Below are 16,390 nucleotides of genomic sequence, written 5' to 3' on the forward strand. Positions count from 1 at the left end.
TCTATACCTCACGATAGCCTATCCTTACGAATTGTGCGAGTTGGGAGGCATATTTATGGTTATTGTTCTTGATGGTAAAGCACTTGCTGGCAAAATTAAGGAAGATTTGTCTGCACGCGTTGCGCTATTGCGTAAAAATGGTATTGAACCGGGATTGGGTACTTTACTTGTTGGGAATGATCCTGGATCATTAAAGTATGTTGCTGGAAAACACAAAGATTGCGAAGAAGTTGGGATTCGTTCAATCAGATGTGATTTGCCAGAAGATGCTAGTGAAGATGACATTCTTAAAGCAGTTGAGCAATTGAACAATGATCCGCTTTGTACAGGTTTTATTGTGCAATTGCCTCTTCCTAAGGGCGTTGATTCTAAAAAAATTATTTCCGCAATCAATCCTAAAAAAGATTGTGATGGAATGCACCCTTATAATCTAGGCGAACTTGTGATGCATATTTCTGGAGATATTACAACGCCTTTGCCGTGTACTCCTCGTGGAATTTTAGCTTTGTTAGACGAGTATGGAATTAATCTTTCTGGTAAAAACGTTTGTGTTCTAGGTCGAGGAATCACGGTTGGTCGAACGATTGGTCTGCTTCTTACGCGCAGGGGAGTAGATGCAACTGTTACGCTATGCCACACTCATACTAAAAATTTGCAGGAAATTATGCGTGAATCTGACGTTATTATTGCTGCAATGGGCTGTGCTGGTTTTGTTAAGCCGGAAGATATTAAACCTGGTGCAGTTCTAGTTGACGTTGGTGTATCTCGCATATTTGATGAGGAAGCGGGAAGATATCGTATAAAAGGCGATGTGGATGTTGCTTGCCGTGAGATTGCTGGAGCATATTCTCCAAATCCTGGTGGAGTAGGCCCTATGACACGCGCTATGCTTCTTGCGAATGTTGTTGATATGGCTGAAAGAAAGCTTCAAAATTAATATTTCGACACTCCCGGACTAAAACGGCAATTTTGGCTAGGCCTGCCTATAAACTAGCTCTTTGTGTGCGTAGTATCGCGCATAACTATAACTAAATATCGAGTAATATCCACCCCAAGAAGAAACCACTAATAAATAATGGCAGAGAATAATAACGAAGTCGCCAAGGTTGCGATTAATGATATTGGCACCGAAGAAGACTTCATCAAGGCAGTCGATTCAACCATCAAGAATTTTGATGATGGTGATTTAGTTGAAGGTACCGTCGTAAAGATTGATCACGACGAAGTATTGTTGGATATCGGCTACAAGACTGAAGGTGTAATTCCTTCCCGTGAACTTTCCATCAAGAAAGACGTTGATCCAGATGATGTCGTTGAAGTTGGCGACACCATTGAAGCCCTTGTTGTTACTAAGGAAGACAAGGAAGGACGTCTTATTCTCTCCAAGAAGCGTGCACAGTATGAGCGTGCTTGGGGTGACATCGAGAAGATTAAGGATGCAGACGGCATCGTTGAAGGTACAGTTATTGAAGCTGTTAAGGGCGGCTTGATTGTAGACATCGGTTTGCGTGGCTTCTTGCCAGCTTCCTTGGTTGAAATGCGTCGCGTTCGCGATCTTTCCCCATACATTGGCCAGAAGATTAAGGCTAAGATTCTTGAGCTCGATAAGAACCGCAACAACGTTGTTCTTTCTCGTCGTCAGTTCCTTGAGGAAACCCAGTCCGAAGTTCGCGAGACCTTCCTCTCGCAGCTTAAGAAGGGTCAGATTCGCGAAGGCGTTGTGTCTTCTATCGTAAACTTCGGCGCATTTGTTGACCTCGGCGGCGTTGACGGCCTCATTCACGTGTCTGAGCTTTCTTGGAAGCACATCGATCACCCATCTGAGGTTGTTAAGGTTGGCGATAAGGTTACCGTTGAAGTTCTCGACGTTGATCTCGATCGCGAACGTATTTCCCTTTCCCTTAAGGCAACTCAGGAAGATCCATGGCAGCGCTTCGCTCGCACCCATGTTCCTGGACAGGTTGTTAAGGGCAAGGTCACCAAGATTGTTCAGTTCGGTGTGTTCATCTCCGTTGAAGATGGTATTGAGGGCTTGGTTCACATTTCTGAGCTTGCAAACCGTCACGTAGAGAACCCAGAAACTGTTGTTAAGGCTAACGAAGAAGTATTCGTGAAGGTTATCGACGTTGATCTTGATCGTCGTCGTATCTCCCTCTCCTTGAAGCAAGCTACTGAAGCTGTCGATCCAAATTCTGAAGATTTTGATCCAGCTCTCTACGGCATGCCAGCTGAATATGATGCTGAAGGTAACTACAAGTACCCAGAAGGCTTCGATCCAAACACTAATGAGTGGATGGCTGGCTACGAGCAGCAGCGCGAAGAGTGGGAAGCTCAGTATGCTGCAGCTCACGAGCTTTGGGAAGAACACAAGGCATTCGCTGCTAAGGAACTCGCAGCTGCAGCTGAATCTGCTGCTGCTGACGGCCAGAGCGAAGAAGCTGAAAAGAAGCCAGCTAAGGAAGAGAAGAAGGAAGAAGTTGCTTCCAACTATTCTTCTGAGGCATCTAACGAAGGTGCTTTAGCTGATTCCGATCAGCTCGCAGCTTTGCGCGAACAGCTTTTGAGCGAAAAGAAGTAGTTTCTACTTTCTACTAGAAGCTTATTAACAATTGCCCTGGTGAGTAATCATCGGGGCAATTTTGTTTATGTTTTACTACTATTTTGAGTATGTTTTACGAGTATTTTTGTGACTCAAGTTTTGTAATTAAATATAGGTACAATTAATTTTCTTTTAAGAATCATGATTATATGATGCTTTTAAGCATTAATCATAATTATTAAAAGGATTGGTGAAGATTATGAGCACGTTTGACAACAATCAGAAAAATGCTCAGTCCCCTTCGTACGATGGGAATAGTGAGGAGAGAGCTAAAGCAACTTTAGTAAGCTCGCGCAATAAAATTGTTGCAGGTTTGCTAGCGATTTTCTTAGGCACATTAGGTATTCACAATTTTTATCTTGGTTTTAAAGGAAGGGCGATTGCACAGCTGCTTATTTCTGTTCTTTCTTTTGGTTTCCTGTTGATCATTACAGCAATATGGGCATTGGTTGAGGGTATTTTGATTCTTTGCTCAAAGCCTGGAACTAAGTGGCATCAAGATGCTGATGGTGCTGAGTTAAAGGATTAGTGTTTTATAATTATTGTTAATAAACAAGATGCCCTGGTGAGTAATCATCGGGGCATCTTTTAATATCTTTAGTAATAACGCTTTTATTTATTAATTTTTTATTATATAGTTTTTAAGAAAATAAATTTCTTACGAGAGAAAGTGTAATTATTGTGAGTGATTTAGATAATCAAACTGGAGATTACTCAGGCTCTGACAATCAGACTCAGTACGGACAGCCACAGTACAATGATCAGTCTCAGCAGTACAACCAGGCTCAGCCACAATATAACGACCAATCCCAGTATGGTGCTCAGCCTCAGTACAATGCTCAGCCACAGTATGGTCAGCCTCAGTATGGCCAGAATTCGTATTCTCAGCCACAATATGGTCAGTACTCTCAGTCTGCTCCTCAGTACAATCAAGCGTCTTCCTACTCTAACTATGGGTCTAATAATTATTCATCAAACACATACAGAAGCTCTCGTAACAAGATTGCTGCAGGCCTGTTAGCGATTTTCTTGGGCGCTTTGGGTGTGCACAATTTCTATCTTGGTTTTAAAGGCAAGGCTATTGCCCAGCTTCTTATTTCTATTCTTTCTTTCGGCTTGCTGGCTTTTGTTTCTGGAATTTGGGCATTTATTGAAGGAATTTGCATTCTTTGCTCTCAGCCTGGTTCTAAGTGGCATAAGGATGCCGATGGTGCTGAACTTCAAGACTAATTTTACAATTACTATTTAGCATATAATGCCCCGGTAATTATTTACTGGGGCATTACTTATAATTTATATATGACAATAATGCGTATTGCGATAACGGGCGGAATTGCGGCTGGAAAATCTACAGTAGTAAACCATTTGCATTCGCTTGGCGCTTTTGTTATAGATTACGATGTTTTAGCGCGTAAAGTTGTGGAACCAGGAAGTGCAGTATTGCAGCGAATCGTAGGAATTTTTGGGGAAAATGCCGTTTTAGAAGACGGTTCTTTAAATCGTGCGTTTATTGCAGAGCATATTTTTGGAGATGACGATGAACGTAAGCAAGCGTTAAGTAAGCTTGAGGATGTAATTCATCCTGCTATTTATGATTGTGCGAAGTTCTTAGAAAGCGAATATAAAAGCGAGTATGTTAATAAAATTTCTAAAGAAAGTTGCAATGAAATAAGCAGTATAAGCTCGGTTATTGTGCACGATATTCCACTTCTTGCGCAAGTAATTGATAGCATTCCATTCAGTTTTGACCATATTATTACTGTTGAAGCGCCTAAAGAAATTCGCGTTAAGCGAATGATAAGCGAGCGAAATATGACTGAGAGCCAGGCTTTAGCGCGCATAAAGAGTCAACTTCCTTGTGAAGTTCGAAAAAGTATGGCAGATTTTGTAGTTGATTCAACAAAACCTATGGAATCTATGTTTAACAGTGTTGACAATATGCTGAAAACATGGCTGCAAGAAATAAACAATAAACAATCAAAGCGCTGAAATGGCAAAATTGGGGAAGTAAAAGATTATGTCGAATAAAATTCAGCGCACAAACAAGCCGTTTGTTGTAAAAGCTCCGTACAAGCCTTCGGGTGATCAGCCGCAAGCAATAGAAGCGTTGGCGAATCGCATTGAAAACGGCGAAAACGACGTTGTTTTAATGGGTGCTACGGGAACTGGTAAAACTGCTACAACTGCTTGGCTGATTGAGCGTTTGCAGCGTCCTACTCTTATTATTGAGCCGAATAAAACTTTGGCAGCTCAGCTTTGCGCAGAGTTTCGTGAGCTTATGCCAGATAATGCCGTGAGCTATTTTGTGTCTTACTACGATTACTATCAGCCAGAAGCGTACATTCCGCAAACAGACACGTATATTGAAAAAGACTCGAATATTAACGACGATGTTGAGCGGCTTCGTCATGCTGCTACAGCGAATTTGCTTACACGACGGGATTGCGTTGTTGTGGCAACTGTTTCTTGCATTTACGGCCTTGGTACTCCGGAGGAGTATGCAGAGCGAATGCTTATGTTAAACGTTGGCGAGCAGCTTGAGCGAGATACGCTTCTTCGCCAGTTTGTGAGCATGCAATACAAGCGCAATGACATTGCCTTTACGCGCGGAACTTTTAGAGTGCGCGGAGACACAGTTGAGATTATTCCAGTGTACGAAGAATTAGCTGTGCGAATTGAGTTCTTTGGTGACGAAATTGACAGAATTACAATGTTGCATCCTCTTACAGGAGAAGTGATTCGCCAGGAGAGTAGCGTTCATATTTTCCCAGCGTCTCACTACATTGCAGGGCCAGAGCGCATGGAACGCGCATTAGAGGCTATTGAAAAAGAGCGTGACGAACGCGTTGCGCAGCTTAAAAAGCAGAACAAATTGCTGGAAGCTCAGCGTTTAGAAATGCGAACTACGTATGATTTGGAGATGCTGCGTCAGGTTGGTGTGTGCCCAGGAGTGGAGAATTATTCGAGGCATTTTGACGGACGTGATGCAGGCACGCCTCCGCATACGCTGCTTGATTTTTTCCCAGACGACTTTTTGCTAGTTTTAGACGAGTCGCATGTAACTGTGCCGCAAATTGGAGCCATGTATGAGGGTGATGCTTCGCGCAAAAGAACGCTTGTGGAGCATGGATTTAGGCTGCCTTCTGCAATGGATAATCGCCCGTTAAAATGGAAAGAATTTTTGGAGCATGTTGGTCAAACTGTGTATCTTTCTGCAACGCCTGGAGATTACGAGTTGGGGCTTTCTGACGGCGTAGTTGAGCAGATTATTCGCCCAACTGGTTTGCTTGACCCTAAGATTGAGGTTCGACCTGTGGAAGGTCAGGTTGACGATTTGCTTGCGGAAATCAAGGAGCGAGTGGCAAAAGATGAGCGCGTGCTTGTTACTACTCTTACGAAGAAAATGGCGGAAGACTTAACCGAGTACTTTTTGGAGCTTGGAATTAAAGTTGAGTACTTGCATTCAGATGTTGATACTTTGCGCAGAGTGGAGCTTTTGCGTGAGCTTCGCGAAGGCAAAATTGATGTGATTGTTGGCATTAATTTGCTTCGTGAGGGTTTGGATTTGCCAGAAGTTTCGCTGGTTGCAATTTTGGATGCAGATAAGGAAGGCTTCTTAAGATCTTACCGCTCGCTTATTCAGACGATTGGCCGCGCTGCTCGTAACGTTTCTGGAACTGTGCTTATGTATGCAGATACCGTTACGGATGCTATGAGCAAGGCGATTAGTGAGACGGAGCGCCGCCGCGAAAAGCAAATCGCGTATAACAAGGCTCATGGAATTGATCCTAAGCCTTTGCGAAAAAAGATTAGTGACGTGAACGACATGCTTGCTAAAGAAGATGTTGATACGCAGACTTTGCTAGCAGGCGGTTATAGGAATGCTAATAAGGCTGGCAACTCGCATTATGGTGTGCCAAAAGAGACGAATCTTGGGCAGCAAAGCAAAGAAAAGCGTATGGCGAATATATCGGCCTTGCCGCAAGACGATATTATGTCTTTGATTAAGAATTTGAGCGAGCAAATGCATGTTGCTGCGCAGCAGTTGCAATTCGAGTTGGCTGCTCGCTTGCGCGATGAAATACGCGATCTTAAAAAAGAGTTGCGGCAAATGGATGAGGCTAATAAGTGAGTTAATAAGCGAGCGCAGCTAGTCGTGGTTAATTTTAATGAATAAATAGGCGCGAGTTTTGCCTATAGGTCACAATTTGCTGGTACACTATTACTCGGAAAGTGGGTATTTTCCCATTTAAAAATAAACAAAGGAAATAGGTAGGCATTATGCGTAAAGCCAAAATTGTTGATACCATTGGTCCAGCTACAGAATCGTTGGAAGGTATTACCAAGCTTGTTGAAGCTGGTATGGATGTTGCTCGTTTGAACCGTTCTCACGGCACTCCTGAAGATCATTTGCGCGTTTACAACAATGTTCGTGCAGCTTCCAAGTCCACTGGCCGCAATGTTGCTGCTCTTGTTGATTTGCAGGGTCCAAAGATTCGCTGTGGTTGGTTCAAGAAGAACTCTGATGGTGAAGATAAGGTTTATTTGGAAGAAGGCCAGGAGTTCATCATTACTACTGATGATGTTGAAGGCGACGAGCATCGCACTTCCACAACCTTCAAGGGCTTGCCAGGAGATTGCCATGCAGGCGACCCAATTCTTATTGATGATGGTAAGGTTCGTCTTGAGGTAACTAAGGTTGAAGGCAACGACGTTCACACTAAGGTTATTGTTGCTGGCCCAGTTTCCAGCCACAAGGGCATTAACCTTCCAGGCGTTGCAGTTTCTCTTCCAGCTTTGACCGAAAAGGATGAGTCTGATCTTCGTTGGGCTATTCGCACTGGCGCTGACATTATTGCTATGTCCTTCGTGCGTTTTGCTACCGATATTGATCGCGCTCACGAAATCATGGACGAAGAAGGTCGTCGTATTCCAATCGTCGCCAAGATTGAAAAGCCACAGGCTGTTGAAAACTTGGAAGAGATTGTTAAGACCTTCGATGGCATTATGGTTGCTCGTGGTGATATGGCTGTGGAAATGCCTCTTGAAGAGGTTCCACTTGTTACCAAGCGCTGCATTGAGCTTTCTCGCCGTTATGCAAAGCCAGTTATCGTTGCTACTGAAGTTCTTGGCACAATGGTTAACTCTCCAGTACCAACTCGTGCAGAAGCTTCCGATTGCGCTAACGCTGTTCTCGATGGTGCTGACGCAACAATGACTTCTAACGAAACTGCTGTTGGTAAGTATCCAGATGTTACTGTAAAGACTATGTCTCGCATTTCTCAGTATGCTACCGAGAATGGCTATGATCGCATTCCTGCAGTTGAGCTTGATATGTCTAGCACCGGCGCAGTTTCTTCTGCAGCTGTTGATTTGGCAGATAAGCTTAACGCTAAGGCTATTGTTGCCTACACTCAGACTGGTCGTACGGTTCATCGTATTTCCCGCGAACGTCCAACTGCTCCAATCTACGGATTGACCAACAATGAGCACACTTATCACTGGTTGGCTTTGAGCTGGGGTACTGAAGGATTCTTGATTAGTGAAGATTATCACGATATGAATCGTCACGATTTGATGATTTTCACTGACAAGGTTCTTCGTGAGGCTGGTAAGGTTTCAGATGGTGACCAGATTGTTATCTTGAGCACTGCTCAGGGTGAGCGTCAGGCTGGCCGTACTGACTCCATCTACGTTCACACAGTTGGTGCTTGCGACTAATATTACGCGGTTTTACACATGCGTTTAGTATGATTTAATTTTTTAATTATTTACTTGCGTATGTGTAGGACGTATAACGTGTAACGTATAAGTTGTGACTTGTAATGCGCGCTTCCTATCTGTAGGTTGCGCGCATTGCTTGTATTTAATCGCAAATATTCAATATTGCGACACGCGCAAAACGCCTTAACTATTTGCATGCAGCTTAAAGTGTGCTATAGTCAACAAGTCGCAAAAAATTGCGAAAAATTGAAGATGCCCCTGTATCCCAATTGGTAGAGGAAACAGCCTCAAAATCTGTGCAGTGTGAGTTCGAGTCTCACCGGGGGCACGTGCACAACGTCACTTAGCTTGCTGAGTGACGTTTTTTATTTCGTTTTAATATTCAGACATAAACAGTAAAGCGTATAATAATAAAAGCATTTTCGCACAATAAAACAATGAATGTGCTGTACGTGATGTGAAAGGAACAAAGATGATCCGCAGTGCAAAATTGCAAGTAGGTAAGCGTAAAAAAAGTAATTATGCTAGCGAACTAATCAATAATTACAAGCATAAATTAATGTTTGTATTTGCGTCATTCGCTGCTGTAGCAACAATATTAATGTGTGTGTTTACCATTGTTCCAAACTCTTCGGCATTTGCTTCAACTAAATCAACAAACAGCCTTCCACAAAAAGGCGTTATTGTTACAGCTTTTCAGCAAAACTGGAGGAGTATTGCCAAGGAGTGCAAAGAAACGTATGGTCCTGAAGGCGTTAAGTACGTTCAGGTGTCTCCTCCGGAGGATCATATTAAAGGAAAAGCGTGGTGGACTTCTTACCAGCCTGTTAGTTACAATCTAAATTCCAAGCTTGGTACTGAAGCTGAGTTTAAGAATATGATTACTACGTGTAAAGCTGCGAAGGTTGGAATTATTGTTGACGCTGTTATTAACCACATGACTGGTGCTGACAATAAAGATACTGTGGGAGTTGGTGGTAGTAAGTATGATGCAGCAAATCAGAGCTATCCTGATGCTGGTTACACGAAAGATGATTTTCATCAAATAGATAAAGATATTTACACGTATAGTGATGCTCAAGTAGTTTGGAATTATCGTTTAGTTGGTTTGCTTGATTTGGATACTTCTAAGCCGCATGTGCAGCAAACTCTTGGTAATTATTTTGCAAAATTGCTAAAAATGGGTGTAGCTGGCTTCCGCGTGGACGCTGTTAAGCATATTGCTCCAAACGAGATGAAAGCTATTAAGAAGGCTGCATCTGATGCTAGTGGTGTTAAGCCTGAAAACATTTGGTGGATGCAGGAAACGATTGGGGATAGCAATGGGGCGAAAGAAAATCAGCCAGATAAATATGTTGGAACTGGTGAAGTAGACGAGTTTGAGTACTCATACCGTTTGCGAAATTATTTCTCTGGTTCAATAGACAATTTGAAGCATATTACAGATGGTCTTATTCCTAATAAGAGTGCTGCTATTTTTGTTACAAATTGGGATACTGAGCGAGATAATGCCACAAGCGTTCTTACTTACAAAGATGGCAAATTATATGAGCTTGCGAACGCTTTTATGCTTGCTTATCCGTATGGTACGCCAAATATTTACTCTGGATATAAGTTTAGTGAGCGAGATGAAGGTGCTCCTGGTGCAACTGAAACGTCTGTTCCTGATGCAAGTTGTGGTAAGGATTCAAAGTGGCAGTGCACTCAACGATTGGCTTCAATTCGAGGCATGATTGGCTTCTATAATGCTGTTAAAGGTACGAAAGTAACTAAGTGGCAGGATGATGAAAGCAATAATATTGCTTTTAGCCGCGGAAATAAGGGTTTCTTCGCTATTAATAATGACGATAAGCAAAATGATGTTGGTTACAATACTGATTTGCCAGATGGCGAGTATTGCAATGTTTATGCATCAAAGAATTGCGAAAAAACTGTAACTGTTAGCGGTGGGAAAGTTGAAACAACTATTCCTTCTCATTCTGCAGTGGCATTGCATGTTAATGCTGTAAAGCACTTTGGTAGCAATTCTGCAATTAATAAAATACTTCTGGTATTTGTTGCTATTTTTGTAGCTTTGGTTGTTACTTTGGTTTTGCGATTTAAAAAAGACAAAGCTGATGTTGAAAGTGCAGCTAAGTAGTACCAACACAACTGCAGTTTTTAATTGTTTATTGCAATATTGTCAATATGTCGGTGATATAATTGCCTCCGCTTATATGCGCATTTATGCGTGGCTAGCAACATAGCCGTACTAGCCACCGTTTGCGTATTTAAGCTATTAGTGCGTCCAAAGAAGAAACGCGCTAATGCCAACGGAGGAAAGGAAACTGATGAGTCATCGTCGACACTTTGCATCGAAGATGGTTGCTGTTGTTGCGTCTGTTGCAATGCTTGTAACTGGTTTTGCTGTTACAATTAGCGCAAACGCTGCGACTAGCGGGGAGTCTAGCAATAGCAAAGAAACTTCTTCGAATGTAACTCTTAAAGGTAAAGGTGTTATTGTTACTGCATTCCAGCAGAATTGGAAGAGTATTGCTCAAGAATGCGAACAAACGTATGGTCCTGAAGGTGTGAAGTATGTGCAAATTTCGCCTTCTCAGGATCATATTAAAGGTAAAGCTTGGTGGACTTCGTATCAGCCTGTGAGCTATAAGCTTGATTCTAAACTTGGTACTGAAGCTGAGTTTAAAGATATGATTAAAACTTGCAAGGCAAAGGGCGTGGGGATTATTGCAGATGCTGTAATTAATCACATGGCTGGCGCTGATAATAAAGATAAAGTCGGTGTTGGTGGAAGTAAGTATGATGTGTCTACTCAGACTTTTGAAGATGCTGGATATAAAAAGGATGATTTCCATCAAGATAATAGGAATATTGAGCATTATAACAATGCGGAGGAAGTGTGGAATCGCAGGCTTGTAGGCTTACTTGATTTGGATACTTCTAAGCCGCATGTTCAGCAAGTTTTAGGTAAGTATTTTGCAGATTTGTTGAAGCTTGGTGTTGCTGGTTTTCGTGTGGATGCTGTAAAACATATTTCTACAGAAGATATGAGGGGCATTAAAGCTTCTGCTATAAAGCAATACAACGAAAGTGTTGAAGATAGCAAAAAGATTAATGACATCTGGTGGATGCAGGAAACTATTGGCAATCCTTCAGAAGCTCAACAAATTCAGCCAGCTGCGCATTTGAATGAAGGCGAAGTTAACGAGTTTGGCTACTCTTACCAGCTTATGCAAAGTTTCAAAGGCTCGCTGATGAAGGCAAGCAAGCCTCTGAACAAAATTCAAGACGGAATGGTTAAGAGCGATAAAGCTGCTATTTTCGTTACGAACTGGGATACAGAGCGCGGTAACAGCGTGCTTACGTATAAGGACGGTCGTCGTTACACTTTAGCAAACGCTTTCATGCTCGCGTGGCCATACGGCACTCCAAACGTGTATTCCGGATACAAGTTCGATAAGAATGATGATGGTGCTCCTGGTGCAACTGAAACGTCTATTCCGGAAGTAACTTGTGGTGCTAATTCAAAGTGGCAGTGCACTCAGCGTTGGACTTCTATTCGCGGAATGATTGGATTCTACAATGCTGTTCAAGGTGCGAAAGTCACAAATTGGCAGGATGATGGCGATAACAACATTGCTTTTAGCCGCGAAAAGAAGGGCTTCTTAGCAATCAACAATTCGCTTGACGAAAAAGAAGTTTCTTATAAGACTGATTTGCCTGATGGTGAGTACTGCAATGTGTATGCTGCAGGTGACTGCTCTAAGACTGTTAAAGTTGAAAAAGGTGAAGTTAAAACCAAGATTGGCGCTCGCGAAGCAGTAGTATTGCACGTTGATGCAACAAAAGCTAATCATCCAAAAGGCTCTGCCACTGATCCATCTGATCCTAAATATGGTGAAGAAAAGCCTGATGCAGGTATGCCAGAAGATCCTACAACAACTATTTACTTTAAGCCAGATGAAAAGTTTAAAGATAAAAAAGTATATGTTCATTACGGCATAGGCTCAAGCTGGACTCAAGCTCCTGGCGATGAGATGAAGAAGGCTTGCGATGGTTGGTATAAGAAGACAATTAGAACCAATGGCAAAGCTTATGAAGCAGTGTTTAACGATGGCAATGGTTACTGGTATCACGAAGGAGATAATAATAACTTTAAGATTCCAGCTCACACTGATTCGTATGTAGCTCAAGATCACAAGGGTAGCGTTGGAGTAAATCCTTGCCCAGTAGCATATAATCCAAAGACCACTGTTCGCATCCACTACGCACAAAAAGTGAGTGATACTCGCAATATTGGCGTTTATTTGTGGGGCAAAGACAAGGATGGTAAAGATTTACCTGGAGCTTGGCATGAGTTCAATGGCAGTGATAAATTCGGCAAAGTTTTTGAAACTACGGTTGATGGTTCTTTTGAAAACAAGTCACTTTCCTTTATTACTACTACAAAAGATTGGAATAAAGACGGTGGCGATCGTGCTATTGAAAACTGCGCAAGTGGTCTTGCTGAAGCTTGGGTAACAGGCGGAACGGGTACTACGCAGTTTGCTGCTCCAGACAATCTTAAGAAGAAGCCAAAAGAGCTAAAGGTAACAGTTCATTATCGCAGGAATGCTGGCGATTATGAAGGCTGGAACATGTGGACTTGGAATGACGGAACCGGTGGTACTGCTCGTTACTTCACTTCGCATGACGATTATGGCAAAGTTGCAACCTTCACTGCTAAGAATGATGCTGGTATTGACAGTGTTGGTTTCAAAGTTAGAAAGTCTACGCCAAATAATGCTTGGGATAAACAAGATCCTAGCGATCGCAGTATTCCAAACAACGCGATTAAGCTAGATCCAAATGATCCAAACAAGGGTAGCGTTGAAGTCTGGTTAATGCAAGATGACATGACAGTATACTTAAACGCTACTATGCCACAACTTACAGCTCACGTAATGTCTGCTGATATTGCTGGCTTAAAGAAGTTAGCTGTAAAAGTATCTGGTGACGTGTCTTCTGTAAAAGACTCTGACGTAACGCTTTTGGATGCTAGTGAAAATCCTGCCAAGACTGTTGAGCTTAATTCTGTTAAAGCTAATGGTTCAGAGATTACTATTGAAACCAAGAATGAACTTAATATTAAACATAAGTATGAGTTGAGTATTAAGGGATTAGCTAAAGATATTAAGCTTTCTGCTTCCTCAAAAACTGGTGCTAGTGTAATTCGTACCGATGAATTCGATAAGAAATATGCTTATACTGGCGATGATTTAGGTGCTGTGTATTCTGCTTCTTCAACTACTTTCAAGCTTTGGGCTCCAACAGCAACTGAAGTAAAGCTGATTACTTATAAGTCGACTGCTGAAAAAGCTGAAAAAGACAAAGAAACAGCTATGAAAGCAGAAGATCATGGTGTATGGTCTGTAAAGCTCGATGGTGATAAAGCTAATACAGCTTACGCATATGAAGTTCATTTTGCTGATGGCACAGTGAATGTTTCTGCTGATCCTTATGCGAAAGCTTCAGTAGTAAACGGTGAACGTTCTGTTGTATTAGCAGATAAAGACGCTGGTAGCGCTGGAAATCGTATGCCAAGCTTTACGAATCCAAGTGACGCAACAATTGCAGAAATGGATGTTCGTGACTTCTCAATCAATCCAAACTCTGGTATTAGCGATGCTCATCGTGGTAAGTATCTTGGCGTAATAGAAGCAGGTACGAAAACTACAGATAAGCATAATGTTTCTGGGTTGGATTATTTGAAGTCTCTTGGTGTCACTCACGTGCAAATCATGCCAATGTATGATTTTGGTTCTGTGAATGAAACTGGTGACTTGAGCTATGGAAAGCAAGGTGCTCAAAACTGGGGGTATGATCCGCAAAACTACAATGTTCCTGAAGGGTCTTACTCTACGAATCCTGCTAATCCAACAGCGCGAGTTAAGGAAGCTAAGCAAATGATTGCTGGTCTTCATAAAGCTGGTTTGCGTGTGATTATGGATGTTGTTTACAACCATGTTTATAGCGCACAAAATCATTCGTTTAACAAGACGGTTCCTGGATACTACTTCCGTTATAAGGATGGCGCTCTGAATGGTAATTCTGGATGCGGTAACGATACTGCTTCTGAGCGTCAAATGATGCGCAAGTATATTTTAGATTCTGTAAAGTATTGGGCTACGCATTACAACCTTGACGGCTTCCGATTTGATTTGATGGGCTTAATTGACCTGAAGACTATGCAGGAAGTGCGTGCTGAGCTTAATAAGATTGATCCTTCAATTATTGTGCTCGGTGAAGGCTGGGATATGAATGAACTGCTTCCTAAGAGTGATTCTACTATTCAGCCAAATGGCTATAAGATTCCAGGAGTAGCGTTCTTTAACGATTCCTTCCGTGATTCTGTAAAAGGTTCTGTGTTTGGTGATGCGTCTACTGGTTTTGTAAATGGCAATACAGATAAAGGTGTTAAGGCTTTGCTTGAGCATAATTTGCTTGGTTGCCAATTTGGCACGAGTACTGTTAAGTGCTCGAATAGTAATGCTGAAACGCACTTTGCTGATGCAGGACAAGTAGTTCAGTATGTTGAAGCTCACGATAACTTGTCGTTGTACGATAAGCTAAAGGTTTCTGCGCCTAAAGACACTGAAGACGTACGATTGAGGCGAGTAAAGCTTGCAAATTCAATGATTTTGCTTTCTCGTGGCATGCCGTTTATTCAGCTTGGTCAGGAATTCTTAAGAAGCAAGAACGGTAATTCTAATAGCTACAATGCTGGCGATAAAGACAATGCTCTTGATTGGAATCGTGCTGCTGACAAATCTGATTCCGTGAACTATTTCAAGGGATTGTTGAAGCTACGCAAGAGCATTAAATCTCTTCGTGATTTTGATTATGCAACAATTAACAAGAACATGAAGATGATTGATGGCACTCCTGATGGTGTAATTGCTTACACGCTTAAAGATGCAGATAAGCAGTACGTTGTAGTGTTCAATGCTAATAATGCTGAAACTCAAGTAAAGATTCCAGCAGGAAAGTATTCTGCTCTTGTTGCTAATGGCAAAGTTAATGATGGTGCTCAAGAGGCTAATGTTTCTGCTGACGGAACATATAAGGTTGCTGCTCTTTCGACTGCTGTGTTGCTTAATGCTGAAAAGAAGAGTGAGCCTGTGACTCCTGTAACTCCTACACCTCAACCGCCTGCTCCAGGCCCACAGCCTCAGCCTCAGCCAGCTCCTGTAAATCCTCAGCCTGCTCCGGTGAATCCTCAGTCTGGTTCTGGAACTCAACATGGATCGCAGCAACCTTCTGTAGAAACTCATAATACTCAGCAAGGTAATCCTCAGACGGAGAATACTCAGCAAGGAAATACGCAGCCTTCAGTTAAAAATAAGCATGAGTCTGCTCCTGCTAATAAGACTCCAGAGCATGTTAATTCTGAAGATACTGCTAAATCCGAAAACACTGGAAAGACTGGAAAAACTGAGAAGCCTGCTCAGGTTGAGAATCATGCTCAAAAGGCTGAGACTTCCACTTCAGCACCAGATCCATCTGCTCCAGCTCCTGAAGCTCCTGTAACTGTTAAGCAGCTTAAGCCAGAATTAAAGGGCACGCTTACTGTAGGTAGCAATGATGTTGCAACAGCCGGTGTTGTGAACAATGTGAGTATTCATGTTGTAAACAGTGAATTTACCGAACGATTGAAGAAAGACGGTGTAGTTTATGCATACGCATACATTTACTCCTCTCCTCGCTTACTTAAGAGCGCAAATGGTTCTAAGTATGTAACTGTTCGAATGGTAAATGGTGTTCCTCAGTTTGACGCAATCTTCCCAGCAGGATATTCCGGAAAGCATACAGTTGTGTTGATTGATGATCATGGTAATCAAGTTGCATGGACGTACATAACCGTTCTAAATAACGATATTGTTAAAAAATCGCAAGAATTAAGCGCTACAGGTAGCAGCATAATTCAGATTGTATTTATTTGTGCAATATTGTTGGTCGTGGCTAGTGCGTCCTTTATTAAAGTAAAGCGAAATAAGAATATATAAAAGAAGGTATAGAATCAAA

The 16,390-nt window shown here is 42.1% G+C and carries 9 protein-coding genes and 1 tRNA gene; all 10 read left to right on the forward strand.

Features of this window, described 5'->3' with window-relative positions:
• Positions 1-55 precede the first annotated feature (55 nt).
• The 10 genes from ACJV7B_RS00805 (at position 56) to pulA (ending at position 16,371) form a co-directional block, all read left to right on the forward strand.
• The gene (locus ACJV7B_RS00805) at positions 56-937 is read left to right on the forward strand and encodes a bifunctional methylenetetrahydrofolate dehydrogenase/methenyltetrahydrofolate cyclohydrolase (RefSeq protein WP_116793940.1); all 882 of its coding nucleotides are present in this window, start codon (positions 56-58) and stop codon (positions 935-937) included.
• A gap of 138 nt (positions 938-1,075) precedes the next feature.
• Positions 1,076-2,578, forward strand: a complete 1,503-nt coding sequence (gene rpsA, locus ACJV7B_RS00810) for a 30S ribosomal protein S1 (protein WP_004135961.1) — start codon at positions 1,076-1,078, stop codon at positions 2,576-2,578.
• Between the two features lie 220 nt (positions 2,579-2,798).
• Positions 2,799-3,128, forward strand: a complete 330-nt coding sequence (locus ACJV7B_RS00815; protein WP_419388711.1) for a TM2 domain-containing protein — start codon at positions 2,799-2,801, stop codon at positions 3,126-3,128.
• A gap of 152 nt (positions 3,129-3,280) precedes the next feature.
• Positions 3,281-3,829 carry a TM2 domain-containing protein gene (locus ACJV7B_RS00820; RefSeq protein ID WP_004130533.1) on the forward strand — a complete coding sequence of 183 codons (549 nt, stop codon included), beginning with the start codon at positions 3,281-3,283 and terminating at the stop codon, positions 3,827-3,829.
• A 69-nt stretch (positions 3,830-3,898) separates the two neighbouring features.
• Positions 3,899-4,588, forward strand: a complete 690-nt coding sequence (coaE, locus tag ACJV7B_RS00825) for a dephospho-CoA kinase (protein WP_419388712.1) — start codon at positions 3,899-3,901, stop codon at positions 4,586-4,588.
• Between the two features lie 28 nt (positions 4,589-4,616).
• Positions 4,617-6,731, forward strand: coding sequence for an excinuclease ABC subunit UvrB (uvrB, locus tag ACJV7B_RS00830; protein WP_419388713.1), 2,115 nt, complete (start codon positions 4,617-4,619; stop codon positions 6,729-6,731).
• 149 nt (positions 6,732-6,880) lie between these two features.
• The gene (gene pyk / locus ACJV7B_RS00835) at positions 6,881-8,320 is read left to right on the forward strand and encodes a pyruvate kinase (RefSeq protein WP_116793945.1); all 1,440 of its coding nucleotides are present in this window, start codon (positions 6,881-6,883) and stop codon (positions 8,318-8,320) included.
• Between the two features lie 257 nt (positions 8,321-8,577).
• Positions 8,578-8,651 (forward strand) — tRNA-Leu (locus tag ACJV7B_RS00840).
• Positions 8,652-8,795: 144 nt separating this feature from the next.
• Complete coding sequence (locus ACJV7B_RS00845) at positions 8,796-10,463, forward strand: alpha-amylase (protein WP_419388714.1); 1,668 nt, start codon at positions 8,796-8,798, stop codon at positions 10,461-10,463.
• Positions 10,464-10,683: 220 nt separating this feature from the next.
• Positions 10,684-16,371, forward strand: a complete 5,688-nt coding sequence (gene pulA / locus ACJV7B_RS00850) for a type I pullulanase (protein WP_419388803.1) — start codon at positions 10,684-10,686, stop codon at positions 16,369-16,371.
• Positions 16,372-16,390 lie beyond the last annotated feature (19 nt).

Origin of the sequence: Gardnerella bretellae (genome assembly GCF_048545135.1) — a bacterium.
GTDB classification, from domain to species: Bacteria; Actinomycetota; Actinomycetes; order Actinomycetales; family Bifidobacteriaceae; genus Bifidobacterium; species Bifidobacterium greenwoodii.